This is a genomic window from Lysinibacillus sp. NPDC097214, from assembly GCF_050277945.1.
Classification (GTDB): Bacteria; Bacillota; Bacilli; order Bacillales_A; family Planococcaceae; genus Lysinibacillus; species Lysinibacillus xylanilyticus_B.
In genome coordinates, this window is sequence record NZ_JBNNSS010000014.1 from 15926 (window position 1) to 35380 (window position 19455).

Sequence of the window (19455 nt, forward strand, 5' to 3'; positions counted from 1 at the left end):
AAACATGAAAGTCTCACTTTTCGCAACATGTTTAGTAGATATGTTTCAAACAAATGTGGGCAAAGCAACTGTAGAACTACTAGAACATCTTGGCTGTGAAGTCATATTTCCAAAAGGACAAATTTGTTGCGGTCAACCTGCCTACAACTCTGGCTATGTTAAAGAAGCAAAGGAAGCAATGAAAAACATGATCACAGCATTTAATGATGCTGAGTATATCGTCTGCCCTTCTGGCTCTTGCGCTTATATGTTTCGAGAATATGAAAAAGTTTTTGCAGACGATGCTCAATGGTCGGCTCGTGCAAAAAAATTGGCTGACAAAACGTATGAATTAACACAATTTATCGTAGAGGTTCTTGGCATTACAGATGTGGGTGCTAGCTTCAACGGAAATGTGACCTATCATATGTCCTGCCATATGACTCGTCTACTCGGTGTGAAAAGCGCGCCTTTAACATTACTAGAAAACGTGAAAGGCTTGACGTATACAGAGCTGCCTAACAAAACAACTTGCTGTGGTTTCGGTGGTACATTCTCTGTAAAAATGACACCTATTTCCGAGCAAATGGTTGATGAAAAGGTGCAGCACATTATTGAAACAGGTGCCGCTTATTTAGTTGGCGCGGATGAAGGCTGCTTAATGAATATTCGCGGTCGTGCTGAACGATTAGGTGCACATGTACAAGTACTTCATATAGCTGAAATTTTAAATTCTCGAAAAGCGGAGGTGCGTGCATAATGCCAATGAAGGTCGGCAATGAATCTTTTAATAATCGTGTTGGAGAAGGCATTCAAAATACCTTTATGCGTAGTGCCGTTTCAGGAGCACAAGACCGATTAGAAACAAATCGTCAATTGGCTACCGAGGAGCTTGGCAATTGGGAGGAATGGCGGTCACTTGGTGAAGAGATTCGTCAGCATGTACTTGCAAACCTAGATTATTATTTAACACAGCTAAGTGAGCAGGTCGCTGCACGTGGTGGTCATGTTTTCTTTGCCGCTACTGCGGAAGAAGCACAAGTCTATATCGCTGATGTCGCCAATAAAAAGCAGGCCAAAAAAATCGTTAAATCAAAGTCAATGGTAACAGAAGAAATTGACTTAAATCATTATTTAGAGGAGCATGTTGGTTGCCGTGTTATCGAAACTGATTTAGGAGAATACATTTTACAGCTCGACAACGATTTACCTTCACATATCGTGGCACCCGCTTTACACCGTAAGAAAGAACAGGTACAGGAAAGTTTCCAACATCATCACCAATATGAAGGCTCTGAACGTCCTGAGGAACTAACAAAGCATGCAAGGAAAATGTTACGTGATGATTATTTAACTGCGGATATTGGAATTACGGGCTGTAACTTTGCAGTAGCCGAAACTGGCTCTGTTTGCATCGTAACAAATGAAGGAAATGCTGATCTATCGACAGCATTACCAAAAACACAAATTACTGTAATGGGTATGGAGAGACTTGTTCCAACGTTTGAAGAGCTAGAAGTACTAGTCAATATGCTAACAAGAAGTGCAGTAGGTCAAAAACTCCCTAGTTACGTAACTGTATTAAGCGGTCCTCGTCAAGAGGGTGATGTAGATGGCCCAGAAGAATTCCATTTAGTTATTGTTGATAATGGGCGGTCAGAAATTTTAGGTAGTGAATTCCAAGCCATTTTACAATGTATTCGTTGTGGTGCTTGCGCTAATATTTGTCCTGTTTATCGTCATGTAGGTGGTCATTCATACGGTTCAATTTACTCTGGACCAGTTGGGGCGGTCTTATCTCCATTACTTGGTGGATATGATGAATATAAGGAACTACCATTTGCTTCAACACTTTGTGGGGCTTGTACTGATGTTTGTCCAGTAAAAATTCCGTTGCACGAGTTACTTCATAAGCATCGACAAACAATTGTGGAAAAGGAAGGTCGTGCTCCCGTATCAGAACGCTTCCTTATGTCTATTTTCGGTATTGGTTCCTCATCAAGCGGTATGTATAAATTCGGTTCTAAAGTTGCATCGAGTGTTTTAAAGCCATTAACAAAAAATAATCAACTATCAAAAGGCATTGGCCCATTAAAAAGTTGGACAGATATTCGAGAATTCCCTGCACCTAAAAAAGAGCGCTTCCGTGACTGGTTCGAAAATCGACAAAAAGGAGATGATTAAGGGATGGTAGGCACAATTCAAAATCGAGAGACATTTATTCGTCAATTATCTTCTAGACTTCAACGTTCATCTATACCAACACATGTGGAGCGTCCTCAATGGCGATATACACCGCAGCATAAAACATTACAAAATTTATCGCAGGATGAGCTATTGGGCGTCTTACAAAAACAATGCACACGCATCAATACGAACTGCGTCGTGACATCTACTGCTAATTTAGCTACGACACTGGAAAAAGTCATTGTCGATTATGATGGTGGTCCAATCATGACTTGGCAGGATGAACGATTTGACGCTTATGGTTTGACAGCACTATTTTCAGACACATTACCTAAGAAACAAATCGAGCTGCACACGTGGGATCCGACAATTGGCAAGGACAATATAACACTAGTAGAGAAAGCAAATATCGGAATTACAATAAGTGATATCACACTGGCGGAATCCGGTACAGCTGTACTTTTTAGCAATCCAAATCACGGTCGGACTGTTAGTTTCTTACCTACCAAATCCATCATTTTAATGCCAAAAAGTTCAATAGTACCTCGAATGACGCAGGCAGCTGTACAAATTCGAGAGCGTCTACAAAAAGGAGAAACTCTCGCCTCTTGCGTTAACTTTATTTCCGGACCTAGTAACTCTGCTGATATTGAAATGATTTTAGTTGTCGGTGTTCACGGCCCTATGTACATGACCTACATTATTATTGATGATTTATAGAATAAAAAGAGGCGTATCGCTTTACGCCTCTTTTTCATGTTGTTGTAAAACACATTGGCCAAGGAAATCTTTGTGAATAATGAGGGATGTAAATGAGGGTGATCTCCGTTCCAGGCAACTCGCTTTCCTATGGCGAACATAGAGCAGCTTCCCACGCTTTCGCACAGATAAAACATTGTTGCTGTTATCACTATAAATTAGAGTGACATGATAGTAGTTACATGCTAAGTGAATTGATTGATTGGAGTGGAGACTGAGCGACTCCTTGGGGATCAGCGTCACAGATGAGACCCTGGAGCGAGCAACGCGAGTGAAGCGGCTCATCGGACGCCCCCAGGAAAGCGCTCAGTCGGAACGGAAATCAACCCCTCGTTTTGCCGAAAAGCTATACTTTATTTAATATGATGCCTTAATTTCATTGGCACAATTATGTTTTTCACTTCACTTCAAAATATGTTTGACTATGACCGTTCATTGTTTTTTCAACATGCAACACTGCTGGCATTGTAGCTTTTAATTCTGCAACGTGTGAAATGACGCCAATCATACGTCCAGAATCTTGTAAATCAATAAGCGTATCAATCGCCTTATTCAACGCTTCTTCATCAAGAGAACCAAAGCCCTCATCAATAAACATTGTTTCAATACGGATATTACCTTGAAAGTTTTGAATGACATCTGCCATACCAAGGGCAAGACTTAAAGAGGCATTAAACTTTTCTCCCCCTGATAATGTTTTCACATCACGTAATTGGTCTGTATAGGCATCATACACATCTAGTCCAAGCCCACTTTGCTTAGCATGCTTTTCTAAACGATCTGAACGTCGTAGCTCAAATTGACCGTTTGATAAATGATAAAGCCGGACATTTGCTGCCTCTGTAATTTTATCTAAATAGTTAATTTGAATATAACGCTCAAAGGACAGCTTTTTCGCATTTTGTCCATTTAACATTGCATAAAGTTCCTTCACTTGCCCCGCTTCTTTTTCAAGTAAGCGTATCTCCATCTCCGCTTCCTCTACTTTTTCTATAAAGTCTGCACAAGCTTTCGCAAATCCTTCTATCTGCTGCAATACTTTAAATGCTTCCTCATAGGTTACACGAAGCACTTCTAACTTTTCTTCCATTGCCGTTAAATCCTGTTTTTCTTGTCCTTTAAGATGCTTCGCTCCCTCAGTAATTTGCACCTGTAAAGTGTGAATTTGCATTGCATAATCACTGCAAGCCTTCCGTAAAGCTTCTATTTGCAACACACTACGCTTCCCAGTAGCAAATTCTTCATAGCTTTCAAAGCCGGCTTCCTTCATACTTACCGAAAATTGCTCGCGCTTTTCATCCATTTTCAGCTTTAACTCCTCAAAAGCCTGTTTCGCTATTTCGACGGTCATTCTAGCGTTATTTGCTGCTTCCTTGGCAGATTGCAGACCTTGTTGGCTGACAGTCCATGCAGTTTGTAAGGCAACCTTTTTGGAACCTATATCAGCAATCTCCTGCTTCAATGCATGTAGCGTCGTAAGATTTTCCGGAATATGTTTTTGCTGTTCTTCCACAACTGCTTGTTGTTTAGTCAATTCCTTCGTCTTTTCAGCTAAATATTGCTCTAGTTTTAATTGCTTTTCTTGTAGCTGCTCCATTCGTGCACGATGATCCTTTTGCTGCATGCGAACATCAGACAATTGATTGCTCACTACTTTTAAGATAATTATTTGTTGCTCTACATTTTGTAAGGAAGCTACAATTTGTGCTTGATTCGATGGATCTATCTTATTCGTTTCTACCTGTTCTAGTGCCTCTTGTAGAAGATGCTTTGTAGAATTCAATAAAGCTTCTTTCTCTAAAAACTTGCGCTCATCATTAGTAGCCTTTACTCGTAAAGCTTCCACCTGTACTAATTCGATCATCTCTAATTGCTCACGATGTGTTTCGAGATGTGATGTACTACCGCATACTGGGCAAGGTTCTCCATCCTTAAGCTGCTGTGCTAAAATACTTGCCTGACTCGCAATCCATTGCTGCTCCAGCTTTTGAAGAGCTTGCTTACTTTCTTGATAGTGGACATTAGTCGTCGCCACATCCTGCTCTGCCGTTTCAACTGCTCTAGTGTATTTTTCAACTTGTGCTAGGTATGATACTTGCTCTTTTAGCTTCGGTAACTGTTCTAAAAAACCCTCATATGGCTCAAGTTGTTTTTCATATTGTTCAATTGTATTTGCTAGATGCAGAACTTGCATTTGTCCTGTTTCTACGATTTTACTATTATCATCTACTGCTAGCTTAGCTGTTGCAACATATTGTTCAGCTATTTGCAGTTGCTGAAGATTATTCTCATACGCCTCGAATGTCGGTAATAATGCTTGTAGCTGTAACTCCCGTTGTAGAATGTGTTGACGTTCAGGTTCTTTTGCCTCTTCAACGTTATATTTTTCCTGCGCTATTTTTAACTGAGCTTCCGCGTTCTGCTGCTCTGTCACTGCTTGCTGACAGGATTGTTCTTTCCGATTTTGCTCAGTACGCAAATCGATGCATTGTTGCTCAAGTATAACAAGACGTTCTGCTTTCTCTGCTAATGCAATTTCACGTTCTTTTGCGCTATATATATCTTGCTCTTGAAGCAATGCATGCAGACGGTTCTGACGATTCGTTTGCTCATCAAATTGCTCATTCAATGTTTTCGCCATACTATAAAACTCTTGCTCTTTTTGATGATGCGCATAAGCTTCTTTATAGCGCTGCTGTTCCAATTGTATACATTCAGTATAGTAGGTCTGCTCTTCTTCCAAAGCCTTCTTTAGCTGATGCATATTTTCGGTATTGTTAGTAATGCAAGTAAATAAAGAAGACGAACGCTGTGGCAAAGCACCCGCAATTTGGCCAAGAAGATGCTCCTTTAATTGTTTCGCACGCAGCAGATCACTTTCCGCTTCTTTTCGTTTCGCATCAAGTCTTTTTGTCATAGCACCAAAACGGTCTGTTTTAAAAATCTTGCGCAAAATAACTTCTTTATTGGTAGAATCTGAGGTTAATAGCTTACGAAATTCACCTTGTGGCAGCATTACAATTTGACTAAACTGATCCTTTGTGAGACCTATTATTTCCTGTAGTTTTTTATCTACCTCAAGTGTTTGCTGCTTTTCTACAATACTATAATCAAGTGTGTCTCCTTTGATTTCAGCCAGTTCTATTTTCTTACCAGTAACACTTTTGTTCTTTTCTTTAATATGACCTGGCTGACGTACTATTTGATAGACCCTATCATGCATTTCAAAAACGAGTTCTACGGCAGTATACACATCGTCATCTGCAAATCCGCTTCGTAACATTGCCGTATCTTGACGATCTTCACCGCTACCTGATCCGTAAAGTGCATAGCATATAGCATCAAAAATCGTCGTTTTCCCTGCACCTGTTTTTCCGGAAATCGCAAATAGACGATGTTCACCTAACTGTTGAAAATCAATAACCTCTGTATTTTTATATGGACCGAATGCAGTAATCGTTAACTTTAAAGGCTTCATTTTACTGTTTCTCGCTCCTCATCTAATAATTCTTGTAGCATCTCTGTAAATAGACGCTCTGTATCTTGATCTGGCTGTACGCCAATAATATCTGTAAAAAATGATCGGAATAAATCGATGTCTTCTATCTTCTCCGCCTCAACCGCTTGAATTTCTTGTGATACTTCTTGGCGTATTACTTTACGCTCAACATGCATCGCATGAGGAAACACTGTACGAATACGTTCCATCGGCGACGTTACTGGCGTAGTATCTGTTAAGCGTACAAATACATAATCATCACTAGGTGGTAATTGCAATAAATCATCCATTAACCCCTCTACCACACGTAAATCTCGTCTCGGTATAAGTTTTCGCTTCGTCACAGCTATTTTTCCCTGTGCATCTAACTCAACAATTAAAAAGCCCTTCTCATGTAAGTGCTCAGATAATGAATACTTCAATGGAGAACCAGCATATCGAATCGTTTCATTCAACACAAAATGGGCTTTATGCAAATGTCCAAGTGCAGTGTAATGAAAAGGCTTAAACAACGCTGCATTTACGCAATCTGAGCCTCCTATTGATAAAGGTCGCTCTGATTCACTCGTATTTGCTTCCTCTTCTCCATACTTCGTCACAAAGGCATGTCCAACAAAAACATTACGTTTTGTAGAATCTAAACTTTGCCCAATATATTCAATAATTTTTTCCATTGCCTCTTGATGAGAACGAATGGAATCATCCTCTAAAATTGTCCGTACTGAAGCTGGCTCTGCATATGGTACGAGATGAAAATGTACTTCGCCATACTCATCATGTAAAACGATTGGTGCATGGTCTTTCGTAAACTGGCCTTTAATATGTAAGCCACTATCACTCATTAAACTACTGCCAAAGTTCAATCGACCTGCACTATCATGGTTCCCGGCAACTGCTAACACAGGGATTTTTTTATCAAGCACAATTTCCGCCAAAATATCATTTAGTAAATTCACTGCCTCAATCGGAGGCATCGAACGGTCATATAAATCACCTGCTATAACGATAACGTCCGGTTTCTCTTCATCTATAGCTAGCTTAAATTGCTGTAAAATATAATGTTGATCCTCGGTCATGTAGACGCCTTGTACAAGCTTCCCTAAATGCCAATCTGCTGTATGAAATATTTTCATTCTGTGCGCCTCCTGTCTATTTCATTTTATCATGGCTACTGGATTGTTTGTTTTTCCTTTTATTAGTTTGAAAAATATAATAAGGCTCCACGTCGTAACTTGTGGAGCTGAGGTGTCAGGGGGATCCGTCGTTTCGGCGATTGTTTCCGTCGCTTCGACGGTTCTTTCCGTCGCTCTGGCGATTCTTTCCGTCGCTACGGTTTTTTCCGTCGCTCTAATGATTCTTTCCGTCGCTCTGATGATTCTTTCCGTCGCTGGTACTTTCCGTCGCCTATTTTTTTGATATACGTTCAACAAAAAAAGAGCATCCTTGTCGAATGCCCTGTTACATTAAAACGATTCTTTCACTCTTACCTTCTCCATAAAAGCGGCGCCACACAGTCGTGTGTTATTGCTGTTGTTGTCGCTTCGCTTTCGCACAGTTAAAACCTTGTTGCTGTCGCTTCGCTTTCGTACAGTTAAAACCTTGTTGCTGTCGCTTCGCTTTCGCACAGTTAAAACCTTGTTGCTGTCGCTTCGCTTTCGCACAAATAAATTGCCACAGGACGTAGCGTTCTTGAGTCCCTTATTTCAGCGGGTGTTTGGAAACCCGCTGAAATAAGTTACATCAAGAGCCTAAAATGCCCAGCTACCTTTGCGGAAAATTGGCTCTACAGTTCCATCTGGTAAAATACCGTCGATGTCCATCTCACCGCTGCCAATCATAAAGTCCTCATGTGTTACTGAAATATTTGCACCTAACGCTTCAAGCTGACCTTTTTCTAAATCTCTTCCACCCTCTAAGCAAGTTGGATAAGCTTCACCAATCGCTAAATGGTTCGATGCATTTTCATCAAACAATGTATTAAAATATAAAATTCCCGATGCTGAAATTGGTGATTCATGTGGTACAAGCGCTACCTCACCTAAATAGCAAGAGCCTTCATCCACATTCATAAGCTCCTGTAATAAATCATGGCCTACCTGTGCTTCAGCCTGAACAATTTTTCCTTCTTCGAATGTCAGTTTAAAGCCATCGATAATATTCCCTTGATAAGCTAATGGTTTTGTATTGCTTACATAGCCATTAACACCTTGTTTCATCGGTAATGTATAAACCTCTTCTGTCGGCATATTAGCAATAAAGATCGTATCCTCTGGCGTTTTACTACCTCCAGTAAGCCATTTATGCTGTGGCGCTAATGCAATTGTTAAATCAGTACCTGGCGCTGTATAGTGAAGCTTCGCATATTTTTTATTGTTCAGTAGAGCCGCACGAGATTCTAAATTTGTTACGTGTTCACGCCATTTTTCAACAGCATTGCCGTCACCGATACGAACAGTTTTAAATATAGCCTCCCATAATGCTGGTACTTGTTCCTCAGCCGCTAAGTTCGGGAACACCTTCGAAGCCCACTTTGGCGAAGGAACGGCTACAATCGACCAAGCGATTAAGTCCTTCATGACAGCGTTACGATAGTTTCTTAGAGCAGCTCCTGATACCTTTTGATGGGTAGCTAGACGGTCTGCTGAAATACCTGTTAATTTATCAGGGTCTGCAGCATCAATCAATAATATTGCGCCTTTTCGTTCGATTACCTCATCACGCATTTTAACTACCCATTCTGGGAAACGATTAAATTCTTCATCTGAGGCATGCTCAAAGTAAGCACGATCCATTTCATCATCTGATAAGTTAACATGAACACGTCCTGCCCCAGCCTTATAGGCCTCTTTCACAACTAAACGGGCGAAATCCAATGCATCAACTGATGTATTGATTAATAAATATTGCCCTGGTTGAATATTGACACCGACTTTTACCGCAAGTTCTGCATATGCTTGTAATTTTTCTTCAAAAGTCATATTATTTACCTCGCTTTTGTCCAATTGTTTTTGAATTGCCCTCCACTAGCTTGCCTTCATGCCATACTTTTTGCACAGGTTTTCCAGAAATTTCTCTAGTCCATTTTTTATACGTTTTTTCATCACGATATGATAATAACGTTAATACTTCCCCATCTGCTCCAGCACGACCTGTACGACCTGAACGATGTAAATACTGCTCAATTGTTCTTGGAACATCGACATGAATAACATGTGTTAAACCTGCAATATCTAAACCACGTGCTGCAATATCTGTAGCAATTAAAATACGCGCTTCTCCTTTACGGAATGCATCTAACGTCTTTTTACGTTCTTCTTTTTTCATGTCAGAATGTAATGTCACAATCGGTGCCGCATGGTATTGTAATTTCGTTTCCTTCATCAGCAATTGATCTATATTGTTGACGAAAGCTAGTGCACGTAAACCTTCAGTATGTGATAGTCGGCGTAGGAAATCAGTTTTATCTCGCTCCTCGACTTTCACGAAAGAGTGCACAACTTTACCAACCTTTAACATATCCTCAGGTTTAATTTTGAAGCGTACTGGCTCGAACATCATGCGACTAGCTACTAATTCAATTTCCTCCGTAATAGTTGCTGAAACAACAACTATTTGTCGCCCAAATGCTGAACCTTCGATAAAGGATTTTACTACAACACGATATTCACGACTAAGTAACTGATCACATTCATCTAAAATAACTGTTTCAATCTCTTTTAGCTTTAATTTTCCAGAACGAGCTAATTCATTTAATCGGCCTGGTGTTCCTACAACTATCGTCGGTTTTTTCTTTAACTTTTCGATTTGACGTGCGGAGTTTGCACCACCAATTAGTTGTTGAACCGTAATATCAGAACCTGCTGTCCATTCACGGATAACCTCTACAATTTGCATTGCTAGCTCCTGTGATGGGGCTACGATAAGTCCTTGTGTTTGTTTTTTTGAACCGTTTACTTTATTTAGTAAAGGAAGTACATAAGCTAATGTCTTCCCCGATCCTGTCGGAGATTCGGCTACAATATCTTTGCCCTCAAGCATCGCTGGAATCATTTCTTCTTGTATTTTCATTGGCTCTTCAAATTTCCATTTTGCTTGCAAATCTTCATTTAATAAATTTATTACTGACATGTAATTTCCCACCTTCTATCTACTTGACACTAGTTTAACACACTAATCATTTTCCTACTTCATATGTACATTAACCATTTTATAATCGTTTCAATAATCACACCTAACGAATTTGGGGGTGGAAGTCTTCCTGCACAATAATGCGAAAAAAATCTGCACGATTCATACACGGGATTTGTAAGCCTTCAAGCCCTCATAGACACCGAAGCTTCTTTGAAGGTTTATAGCTTACCCGCGAAGAGCGAGCAGATTTTTATTTGGTTGATTCAATTGTTAATCTACTATTTCATAGCCACATGCTTCTATAGCACGTTCTGCTAAAACAATTAATGAGTCGATATATGTGTCACTTAATTTTAAATCTCGATTGACGATAGATAATTCTGTACATCCTAATACGATACGATCACAATTAAGTGCAAGCATTGCCTTTTCTATCGGTTGCCAATCTTCTCGAGAGACATCTTTCCCAGCCTTTACGTAATCATAAATAATTGACATGACTTTTTCTTTCATCACATCGTCTGGGACAACTGGTGTGATACCAAATTCCTCTAACGCATCTTGATACATGCGTGAAGTTAATGTACCCGTTGTCGCTAAAATACCTACACGCTCTGCCCCTAAATCAGAGGCACGCTTTGCTGTTTCCCTTATCATATGTAATACGGGAACTGGAGAACCTTCAGCAATCTCATCAAAAAAGGTATGTGCTGTATTACATGGAATAGCAATCATATCTGCTCCAACAGAAGCAAGCTTTTTAGCATCTTCGACTATTACTGGTACAGGATTTTCCTTTGTACTATCTAAAATAAAGGCAGTACGATCAGGGATATTCGTATCATTATCAATGATTGTATGTAGATGTTCCTGATCCTTCGTTGCCTTCGTACGTCTTACAATCATTTCACCGATAAACATCGTTGCAAGTGGACCTACGCCACCTATTATACCTAAAGTTTGTTTTTTCATTAGTTTGACAGACCTTTGTTGTTAAAATATTTCTTATATTTGCGATAAAAGCTTAAATTATCTAGCGTTATATTCAACCAACGCTTTGCATTCATATCTTTATAATTAAAGATGGAATCCGTAGCCATTCCTTGGCGAATAAGGCTCTTCGCTTCAATTACTAGCTGTTCATTTTGTACATATTTAAAAAGTACACCATTTGGCACAATCGTCCAAAGATGCTTATTCTGAACATAAGTTAGCTGTTGCTTGCTTCCTCGAATAAAATCATCCGCAACATATTGCATTAAATTATAGCCACTAGCTGTCACATAATAATTGGAAAGTTCATTATGTAATTCAATACTTAATAGCTTATATTGACCGTCACGTTCATCATACTTCATATCAAACTTGATAAATCCTTGGAATCGAATCTCCTCTAGAAACAATTTCACGCGATCCATTAAGTCTTGATCATATGCTGTCATTATGGCTACATAGCGACCAATTCCCTCTGGAGAATGCTCCTCTAAAATTGGGTTACCTACAGAAAGCAGTTTTACCTTATTGTCTTGCCCAACATAAGCATTGACGACGCACATATGAGCATCTTCGCCTGGAATATATTGCTGTACCATTATGTCATCTCGGTATATAGATTCCTTATAAATGGCGTGGAAAACAGCTTCCTTTTCGTCGTTATCTTTTGCAACATACACTTTTTTCTTGCCTTGAAAAGTACATGCAGCATACTTTGTCATATTCAGTGGTTTAATGACAACTGGATATTCGAAAGGTATGTCAAATTCCTCATAGTCATTGACGGTGCAAACATGCATTGTCGGATAGTGAAAGCCGAACTTCGCACAAAGTTCATACATGCTCTCGCGTGTTAATAACTCTTGAGCAAGGTTTGCATCCACATAAGGAACCTCAAAATACTCTGCTAGTTCCTCTTTATGTTGCACAATTCTTTTTACGTAAAATTCATCGCACGCTAATAAAAGCAATTTTTTACCTGTAAATTCCTCTGCAATTGCCTTTAACGCCACGACAAAACGATCTTCAATATGGAGTCTTGGAACTTCACGAAATGTTAATAAATCACTCTGCTGTATTTTCTCCATATTCGTATGATTTAATGCAAGTGATTTAACGCCATAGGACTCGTAAAATGCTCTTGCCATGCCGTAAGCATTCATTTCATCTCCTAATAAAATCGGTAAAAAAGCGTGTTCAATGGCCATTCTGCTCAACTCACTTTAGCTTTTTTTAGGCTTATCACCATAACGTGGGGTTGATTTCCGTTCCGACTGGGAGCTTTGTCGCTGACGCTTCGCTTTCGCGCAGAGCAAAGCTTCCTAGGGGCGTCCGATGCCACTTGGGCCAACACGGTTTTCGTCTGTGCGAAAGCGTAGCGTCAACAACACGGTTTTAACTGTGCGAAAGCGTAGCGTCAGCAACACGGTTTTAACTGTGCGAAAGCGTAGCGTCAGCAACAACAACAACAACAACAACAAAACGATGTTGGTCACGAAGACATCATCACAGGATGTGATGCTTTTAACCTTCGTTCCGCTACTTGCTAGGATCTCATCGGTGACGCTGATCCCCAAGGAGTCGCCCAGCCTTCACTTCGATCAACTTATATATAAACAAATGTCACTTTTAGTGTCGAGCCTTTTTTATAAGTGTAACATACTTTCCTACCTCTTCTTTGAATCATTTATGAATAGCTACAGCTTGTTTACCTAAATCTCTATAACTTTCAAAAAACTGATCCACATTATACGTGACAAAGCCTTTTAATGGGTCCATGACCACTACTTTATCACCTAAATGCCCGGTTAAAACAACAGCATGTAAGTTCATATACGCTTCATGTGGAACTGTTTCCCCTTCATAGATCCAGCCCTTAGCTAAATCTTTTTTTGGTTCTGATAAATCCAATGTAACCCATGTCACAACAGGGACTCCCTCCCGAACAAGCTGTAAAATTTCGTCCTGTGAAGCCTTACTCATATTTGTAACACGTAAATCTGCCTGTTTATCTGCTATTACTGCCTCTGCCGCCTTTACAATCGGGGCAGCAAAGACATACATACCATGTTCTTTATCACTGGGTTTACCTGCAAAAGCCTGTGCTGGATTTGGACCATAGCGTTGTCCATCTACCGTACGTATATCTTGCTTCGGTAAATAGTTATTAGCCATTTCAAGCTTTGTAACATTCATCCCATAATAATTTAAGACAGCTGTTAACGATGTAATTTCACAGCCATGTGGAAGTTCAGGCTTTTGCATAACAACTGGTACATCTAGCTCCTGCTCGTCCCTTGAAAAATGTGTTTGCAATCGATAATATGGCTTCGTCACATCATATGTAAAATGTTCGATTGTCGTATAGCCATCGTTTTTCGTACTATTTTCAAGTGTAGTTGCAGCAATAGCGTAATCCCGCCCCTCTTCAAGCTTCGAAAATGTTGCTTCGCCCTCTTCAGAGCCAACCGCATCCTCTACTACCTTACCTGTCACTACATCTGTAGCAGTTATATAAAGGTTAGGTATTGGTGCACCACTATTAAACTCTACCGTTAACACAGTTAACCCATTATTTTGCGTTTCCTGCTGAGAAAACGAATTGCAACTCGAAAGTAGCATGATGATCATAATACCTATTAGTAAAAGGCGTTTATACCTCATCCACAAGACAAATTCCGCTCCTATCTTGTTTGAAGACAATAACTTCAATTCTATTATTTCAATTTGTCATAGACTCTATTATACGCTAATTTCATAGACGTTCCTATTTTAACCTCTTTCAGCAAATGTTTTCTGTAGCGAAAGCGAAGCGTCAGCTACAAATGTTTTATGTAACGTAAGTGAAACGGCAGTTACAAATGTCTTTTGTACCGAAAGAGAAGCGACAGGTACAGGTGTCTAAGTATCCGCGCTAAAAACATCTACAGACCTAAAACCTCCGACGGACGTCACGGAATTAGACCGAGGATCATTGATTTTCATTCACCCTTTACATATGGCGTTATTGCCCAATCAAGGTATTATTGGTTTTGCTACTTTGCAGTTTCACTTTTACACACTTAGTTTATGGTACTGCTTACGCTTGGTCGTAATGTATGCTTCAAAACCTTACCAGAAGCATTACGTGGTAATTCAGTTAAAAATTCAATTTCATGTGGCACTTTATATTTTGCAAGCTGCGTCCGACAATAAGCCATTATCGCCTCTTCATCGGGAGACTTCCCTTCCTTCAATACGACGAATGCTTTCGGGACTTCGCCATATACTTCATGCGGTAAACCTACAACAGCTGCCTCTAAAACTTCTGGCAGTTGATATAAAACCTCTTCTACCTCGATAGGATAAATATTTTCGCCACCACGAATGATCATGTCCTTTTTACGATCTACAATATAGAGATAACCTTCTTCATCAAAACGTCCTAAATCTCCTGAATAGAGCCAGCCATCTTTAATTGTTCTAGCTGTTTCTTCAGGATTGCGTAAATAACCTTTCATGACTTGTGGTCCTTTGACACAAATTTCCCCTACCTCACCCGCTGGCACAGTTTCACCAAAACTATCAACAACACGGACGTCTGTTTGTGCTAATGGTATTCCTACTGATCCAATCTTCATCAATGCATCTGCATCTAAAAGAGAAGAGGTCGCAGGAGTATTTTCTGTTTGTCCATATAGGTTTTGTACTTTCACATTAGGAAATGTCTCTTTCACTTGCTTAACAAGCTCATAAGGCATCGGTGCCGCCCCGTAACATAATAAACGTAAATTTTTAAATGCATGTTCCTTAAAGTTAGGTGTGTTTAAAATTATTGTATACATTGCCGGAACACCAAAGAATATTGTCGCAGCTGTAGCGGCAAGCTGTTCTAATGTATTTGACGAAGAAAACGCCTCTTCTATGACCATCGTACCGCCTTTATAAAACATCGGCATCGCAAATACATGAAGACCAGCACAATGAAATAAAGGCGTACAAATAAACATGCGATCCTCATTGGTCATATCCATTGATGACGACCATATATCCGCAGTTGAAACAATATTTTGATGAGTTAGCATTACTCCTTTTGGTTTTCCCGTCGTACCGGAAGTATACATAACAACAGCAGTATCATGTGGCTCCAATTTGATAGCTTTTCTTTGACCTGGATATGTTTTAATAATGTCTTTCATTTCATTGAGCCCTACAATAAGTTGAAACGGATATGCAATAGTTGTGAGTACATCCTCTAACCTTTCATCATAAATAAGTCCTTTAGCTTCTGAATGATTAAAAATATATTCGACCTCTGGAGCTGCTAATTTTGTATTTATGGGCATGACAACGTAGCCCGCTAACTGAACACCGATATAAGCAATTAAAAATAAATCTGAATTGAGCGTATATAATGCAATTACATCATCTTTTTCAAAGCCTTGCTCTTGTAAGTACGCTGCGAATTTTTCTGCACTTTTATAAAATTCACTATAGGATAACTCTGTCCCATCGTATATCGTTGCAATCCCTTTTGGTTGCTGCATAGCATAGTTTTGTAGCATGTCTGTCATTAACATCGTCATCATAAGCCCCCCAAATCATTAATTCATTACCCTCACACTTTATAGAATCGCCATAAATCAAATAACACTAAGAAAATTCAGAAAATTACAATTACATTTTATCAATCTATGAAAAGGTTGGCAATTTTTCTTCACATAAAAATATGTAATCCGGAGCGAAAGCTTGGAAACCTCCCAGTCGGAACGGAAATTTGCTCCACATTATAGGCTGACCCAAATATAACCAATACGTAATTAAATATATTTATACATTTTACTTTTCTATCAATTTCTGTTAGGTGTATGATATTTGTATAATGATTAACTTCTTTCAGCAAATGTTTTTTGTACCGAAAGCGTAGCGACAGGTACAGGTGTTTGGACACCCGCTGAAGTAGAAGAACTCAGGCTAAGAACTTCACATCCTGTGAAAACGCCTGAGTGACCAACATCGTGTTTGCCCAAAGCCTCCGGCGGATGTCACGTAATTATACCGAGGCATAATTGATTTTAAGAAAGGCCTGATTAAAATGCTGTACGCACTTTTAGGAGATTTACATTCTAATATAGAAGATACAAAAGCAGTTCTAACCCATATTCAGCACACTGCGAAAGATGCAAAGGTATTGGGATTAGGTGATTTATACGAATGTACTGTAAGTAAGAAAAAGGCACAAACAATGTCGGGTTTACCGCTTCAAAAAGCTGCAATTGTGGAAAATGATTTTGAAAATTTGCTAACATTCCCTTCTATTCGTGGCAATCAAGAAGAGCGAATTACGCGTGTAACTGGCATCGAACGTTTTACAAACCTACCTGAAACAATGGAGATTGATGGTGCTACACTTATGCATGGCCATCAATTTCAATGGAGTGTGACGTGGCAACCAACATTTCCGCCATTCAAAAAATCGCTTCTTTTCTTCGGACATAGTCATGAATCAGGTCTTTATCATCGCAATAAAAAGCTACGTATTCGTATTCGCTTTGGTCAACCAATCGCATTACAAGAAAAGCAGTACTGCATCAATGTTGGATCAGTTGTCGATCACCGTGAATGGTGTCTCTACGATAGTCATAAACGAACAGTAACATTTATGTGCGCTCCTTCTATTGAGAATGTATAATTATTTTTCAACCTAGGTAAGCCTCACTCTGCAGTTTTGCTGATATACATAGCACTCACAAAAAAACGCTAAAGTCGACTTCGACCCTAGCGTTTTTTAGCTCCGTGTTCAAACTAGCAATTTTCGCAATCCTTTAAAGCATCCAGTAATTTTTCCATTTCACAAATACGATCGCACATAGTTTGAATCATATTTCGAAGGATTGGTATTAATTCCTGGCAAATACAGAACCTTAAAACATTTTGTGCTAGTCGAACGCCTCCCTGATGATGAACAATCATTTCTCGAAGAAAGTTTATATTTATATTGTTAGAAACTGGTGGTAAACTCATTGCTTGGAACATAGCCCCGGTAATTTCTTTGTATGCACACATATATTCGTACAATTCACATTCCGAATTTTGTACGATACAGCATCTATTTTGTATCGCTTCCAGGCATTCAACAGTTTCCGTACTTGTTGCTATTATTTCTAAGGCGAGATTTTGCACTAGTATATTAGTGGTATATCGCAAAACATTTTCCGACATTTTAATAGCAGCTACTTGATGCGGTAATATTTGCTTAATAAAATTATCTGAAATACTACAGGTAATTGTCACATAGGTCATACCCTGCATCATTTTATTGAGGATTCTTTCGTATTCCTCTAAATATGCCTTTGTTACATTACTAAGTAAAATTGTTTTAGTCATTAGACACACTCCTTTCAGAGTAATATATGTCCGATAGGTTGTTGTGCGGTAGACAATTGTACCAAATGATCTTTATTGTTTCGTAACAGCAGTTAGTTATTTTTAAGTTCTAAACGATTAATCCTTTTTATATGTATCCAAGCATTTTTGACAAATACATTGTTCTTTTGGTACCGCTCCAAGAATTTCTTTAGGGAAACTTTCTGTCATACACCAGCAATCCTTTTGCCCCTTTACTACCCCACAATGATTTTCTTGCCCACATAACGGACAACGTTTTTCTTTCATTCGTCCACCTCCTTACATGTGCTTTCATTTTATAATAAAGTGAGATTTTAATCAGTGATTTTTTTCTTCCCAATCGGGCTTTAGGCCAACAGATGTCTTTTGCGCGAAAGCGTAGTGCTAACGCAGCGGCAGCAACGTGTTTTGTCTGTGCGAAAGCGAAGCGTCAGCAACAGCATGATGTTGGTCACTCAGTCGTTGCCACAGGACGTGGCGTTCTTAGACTGAGTTCCTCTATTTCAGCGGGTATTTGGACATCCGCTGAAATGAGTTAAGAGGAGTACGTCATTTCATACTCCTCCCAAAATAACTTATTGATTTTTCCCATGAATCTCTTGCTTTACTTCTTCAACATCTGTATCACTATAGATTCCCGTACCAACCCCACCTCTTTGGGCTAGCAGTTTTTTCACTTCATTGTAAGATAAACCACTTTCCGCATTTTGTCTTTTCACTTCATTAATATTCGTTCCAGCAGAAGTAAACTGAGCTTCGTTATGATCCGTCATGAAAATCCCTACCTTCTATAGTTCATCAGGCTGCAATTCGATCAATTCATCGCCTTCTCGTTCTACTTTTTTATTGAGCTCACTAACCGGTATAGGATCAACCGTTTGCATATCTTCGTGTAAATCGAAAAGACTTATATTATCAGATTCCACCATGTCTGGTTTATCCTTACTTGCTAAGTTCATGAACATCTTTTTTTCATGTGGTATGTTTTCTTTGTCCATCATTGCTCACTCCTTTACCTATAACATGTGCAATGTTGGACAAATCATGTACCTTTCGTTTTCGAGCTTTTATCGATGCGATGATATTCAGATATTTGAATGACCCGAACATGTCTTGTATGCAGCTCATGATACATCCCTCTACTATCTGTAAAGGATATATATTGATCTCGTTCGCTTCGAACTAATGCCTCTGCTTTTTCCTGTGACTCTATATGGATAAATCTCCGTACATAATGTAGTTCATCAAAAAAATAAGTAATTTTAAATTCTTTCATCAATATCTCCTCGATTACTGGATATGGTTTGTTACTGCTTATCATATCCAACTAACTGCAATTGCTATTCTCATGAAAATTATAGGTATTTTCTATATCTACGGCATAACCTATATTAAAGGAATTATTTTGGACTCATCATCATAACGTGTAGTTGATTTCCGTTCCGACTGGGCGCTTTCCTGGGGGCGTTCGATGAGCCGCTTCGCTGCAGGGTCTCGGGCCAACAGATGTTTTCTACGCG

Annotated in this window: 19 protein-coding genes; 5 read left to right on the forward strand and 14 right to left on the reverse strand. The window is 39.3% G+C overall.

All coding sequences use genetic code 11. The features are described from left to right. Positions 1-4: 4 nt before the first annotated feature. Genes ACQKMI_RS22010 through ACQKMI_RS22020 form a run of 3 tightly spaced genes read left to right on the forward strand, consistent with a single transcriptional unit; the run spans position 5 to position 2886 of the window. Entirely contained in the window at positions 5-739 is a 735-nt protein-coding gene (locus ACQKMI_RS22010; RefSeq protein ID WP_427492399.1) for a (Fe-S)-binding protein, read from the forward strand. Next, complete coding sequence (locus ACQKMI_RS22015) at positions 739-2163, forward strand: LutB/LldF family L-lactate oxidation iron-sulfur protein (protein WP_427492401.1); 1425 nt, start codon at positions 739-741, stop codon at positions 2161-2163. The genes ACQKMI_RS22010 and ACQKMI_RS22015 overlap by 1 nt, the downstream gene beginning before the upstream one ends. Positions 2164-2166: 3 nt before the next feature. After that, a complete protein-coding gene (locus tag ACQKMI_RS22020) occupies positions 2167-2886 on the forward strand; it encodes a LutC/YkgG family protein (RefSeq protein ID WP_427492403.1) in 720 nt (239 codons plus the stop codon). 436 nt (positions 2887-3322) lie between these two features. Here the strand turns inward: ACQKMI_RS22020 and ACQKMI_RS22025 are convergent, their stop codons facing one another. From ACQKMI_RS22025 to ACQKMI_RS22065, 9 genes are all read right to left on the reverse strand, one after another. Next, on the reverse strand, positions 3323-6403 hold the full coding sequence (locus ACQKMI_RS22025; protein WP_427492405.1) for an AAA family ATPase: 3081 nt from the start codon (positions 6401-6403) through the stop codon (positions 3323-3325). Then, entirely contained in the window at positions 6400-7557 is a 1158-nt protein-coding gene (locus tag ACQKMI_RS22030; RefSeq protein WP_427492407.1) for an exonuclease SbcCD subunit D, read from the reverse strand. The genes ACQKMI_RS22025 and ACQKMI_RS22030 overlap by 4 nt, the downstream gene beginning before the upstream one ends. A 615-nt stretch (positions 7558-8172) precedes the next feature. Further along, positions 8173-9402: an aminopeptidase gene (locus ACQKMI_RS22035; RefSeq protein ID WP_427492409.1), complete on the reverse strand. Its 1230-nt coding sequence runs from the start codon at positions 9400-9402 to the stop codon at positions 8173-8175. Position 9403: 1 nt separating this feature from the next. Then, on the reverse strand, positions 9404-10552 hold the full coding sequence (locus tag ACQKMI_RS22040) for a DEAD/DEAH box helicase (RefSeq protein WP_427492414.1): 1149 nt from the start codon (positions 10550-10552) through the stop codon (positions 9404-9406). A 273-nt stretch (positions 10553-10825) separates the two neighbouring features. After that, entirely contained in the window at positions 10826-11527 is a 702-nt protein-coding gene (locus ACQKMI_RS22045; protein WP_427492416.1) for an aspartate/glutamate racemase family protein, read from the reverse strand. Beyond that, the gene (locus tag ACQKMI_RS22050; RefSeq protein ID WP_427492418.1) at positions 11527-12756 is read right to left on the reverse strand and encodes an ATP-grasp domain-containing protein; all 1230 of its coding nucleotides are present in this window, start codon (positions 12754-12756) and stop codon (positions 11527-11529) included. The genes ACQKMI_RS22045 and ACQKMI_RS22050 overlap by 1 nt, the downstream gene beginning before the upstream one ends. Positions 12757-13231: 475 nt before the next feature. Beyond that, positions 13232-14212, reverse strand: coding sequence for a C39 family peptidase (locus tag ACQKMI_RS22055; protein WP_427492510.1), 981 nt, complete (start codon positions 14210-14212; stop codon positions 13232-13234). A 398-nt stretch (positions 14213-14610) separates the two neighbouring features. Then, a complete protein-coding gene (locus ACQKMI_RS22060; RefSeq protein WP_427492419.1) occupies positions 14611-16113 on the reverse strand; it encodes a class I adenylate-forming enzyme family protein in 1503 nt (500 codons plus the stop codon). 300 nt (positions 16114-16413) lie between these two features. Then, positions 16414-16557, reverse strand: a complete 144-nt coding sequence (locus ACQKMI_RS22065; RefSeq protein ID WP_427492421.1) for a hypothetical protein — start codon at positions 16555-16557, stop codon at positions 16414-16416. Between the two features lie 65 nt (positions 16558-16622). Here ACQKMI_RS22065 and ACQKMI_RS22070 point away from each other — a divergent pair, with 65 nt between their 5' ends. After that, positions 16623-17219, forward strand: coding sequence for a metallophosphoesterase family protein (locus ACQKMI_RS22070; RefSeq protein WP_427492423.1), 597 nt, complete (start codon positions 16623-16625; stop codon positions 17217-17219). Positions 17220-17332: 113 nt separating this feature from the next. On the opposite strand, the gene ACQKMI_RS22075 is transcribed toward ACQKMI_RS22070, so the two are convergent. Further along, entirely contained in the window at positions 17333-17914 is a 582-nt protein-coding gene (locus tag ACQKMI_RS22075) for a DUF305 domain-containing protein (protein WP_427492425.1), read from the reverse strand. Between the two features lie 117 nt (positions 17915-18031). Then, complete coding sequence (locus ACQKMI_RS22080; RefSeq protein ID WP_427492426.1) at positions 18032-18202, reverse strand: cysteine-rich CWC family protein; 171 nt, start codon at positions 18200-18202, stop codon at positions 18032-18034. Positions 18203-18294: 92 nt separating this feature from the next. Here ACQKMI_RS22080 and ACQKMI_RS22085 point away from each other — a divergent pair, with 92 nt between their 5' ends. Next, complete coding sequence (locus ACQKMI_RS22085) at positions 18295-18474, forward strand: hypothetical protein (protein ID WP_427492428.1); 180 nt, start codon at positions 18295-18297, stop codon at positions 18472-18474. 36 nt (positions 18475-18510) lie between these two features. Here ACQKMI_RS22085 and ACQKMI_RS22090 read toward each other — a convergent pair whose 3' ends face one another. From ACQKMI_RS22090 to ACQKMI_RS22100, 3 genes are read right to left on the reverse strand one after another with little or no spacing between them, the layout of a single operon-like run. Continuing rightward, positions 18511-18708 carry a gamma-type small acid-soluble spore protein gene (locus ACQKMI_RS22090; protein ID WP_323650824.1) on the reverse strand — a complete coding sequence of 66 codons (198 nt, stop codon included), beginning with the start codon at positions 18706-18708 and terminating at the stop codon, positions 18511-18513. Between the two features lie 15 nt (positions 18709-18723). After that, entirely contained in the window at positions 18724-18933 is a 210-nt protein-coding gene (locus ACQKMI_RS22095) for a hypothetical protein (protein ID WP_427492430.1), read from the reverse strand. Positions 18934-18977: 44 nt separating this feature from the next. Next, complete coding sequence (locus ACQKMI_RS22100; protein ID WP_323650826.1) at positions 18978-19211, reverse strand: hypothetical protein; 234 nt, start codon at positions 19209-19211, stop codon at positions 18978-18980. Positions 19212-19455 lie beyond the last annotated feature (244 nt).

What these genes read in the sequence shown, in the direction of transcription:
- ACQKMI_RS22055 (WP_427492510.1), bottom strand. Translation starts at nt 14,212, where the DNA reads ATGAGGTATAAACGCCTTTTACTAATAGGTATTATGATCATCATGCTA.
- ACQKMI_RS22100 (WP_323650826.1), bottom strand. Translation starts at nt 19,211, where the DNA reads ATGAAAGAATTTAAAATTACTTATTTTTTTGATGAACTACATTATGTA.
- ACQKMI_RS22015 (WP_427492401.1), top strand. Translation starts at nt 739, where the DNA reads ATGCCAATGAAGGTCGGCAATGAATCTTTTAATAATCGTGTTGGAGAA.
- ACQKMI_RS22080 (WP_427492426.1), bottom strand. Translation starts at nt 18,202, where the DNA reads ATGAAAGAAAAACGTTGTCCGTTATGTGGGCAAGAAAATCATTGTGGG.
- ACQKMI_RS22040 (WP_427492414.1), bottom strand. Translation starts at nt 10,552, where the DNA reads ATGTCAGTAATAAATTTATTAAATGAAGATTTGCAAGCAAAATGGAAA.
- ACQKMI_RS22085 (WP_427492428.1), top strand. Translation starts at nt 18,295, where the DNA reads ATGTCTTTTGCGCGAAAGCGTAGTGCTAACGCAGCGGCAGCAACGTGT.
- ACQKMI_RS22095 (WP_427492430.1), bottom strand. Translation starts at nt 18,933, where the DNA reads ATGGACAAAGAAAACATACCACATGAAAAAAAGATGTTCATGAACTTA.
- ACQKMI_RS22075 (WP_427492425.1), bottom strand. Translation starts at nt 17,914, where the DNA reads ATGACTAAAACAATTTTACTTAGTAATGTAACAAAGGCATATTTAGAG.
- ACQKMI_RS22025 (WP_427492405.1), bottom strand. Translation starts at nt 6,403, where the DNA reads ATGAAGCCTTTAAAGTTAACGATTACTGCATTCGGTCCATATAAAAAT.
- ACQKMI_RS22035 (WP_427492409.1), bottom strand. Translation starts at nt 9,402, where the DNA reads ATGACTTTTGAAGAAAAATTACAAGCATATGCAGAACTTGCGGTAAAA.
- ACQKMI_RS22060 (WP_427492419.1), bottom strand. Translation starts at nt 16,113, where the DNA reads ATGACGATGTTAATGACAGACATGCTACAAAACTATGCTATGCAGCAA.
- ACQKMI_RS22010 (WP_427492399.1), top strand. Translation starts at nt 5, where the DNA reads ATGAAAGTCTCACTTTTCGCAACATGTTTAGTAGATATGTTTCAAACA.
- ACQKMI_RS22030 (WP_427492407.1), bottom strand. Translation starts at nt 7,557, where the DNA reads ATGAAAATATTTCATACAGCAGATTGGCATTTAGGGAAGCTTGTACAA.
- ACQKMI_RS22070 (WP_427492423.1), top strand. Translation starts at nt 16,623, where the DNA reads ATGCTGTACGCACTTTTAGGAGATTTACATTCTAATATAGAAGATACA.
- ACQKMI_RS22050 (WP_427492418.1), bottom strand. Translation starts at nt 12,756, where the DNA reads ATGGCCATTGAACACGCTTTTTTACCGATTTTATTAGGAGATGAAATG.
- ACQKMI_RS22090 (WP_323650824.1), bottom strand. Translation starts at nt 18,708, where the DNA reads ATGACGGATCATAACGAAGCTCAGTTTACTTCTGCTGGAACGAATATT.
- ACQKMI_RS22045 (WP_427492416.1), bottom strand. Translation starts at nt 11,527, where the DNA reads ATGAAAAAACAAACTTTAGGTATAATAGGTGGCGTAGGTCCACTTGCA.
- ACQKMI_RS22020 (WP_427492403.1), top strand. Translation starts at nt 2,167, where the DNA reads ATGGTAGGCACAATTCAAAATCGAGAGACATTTATTCGTCAATTATCT.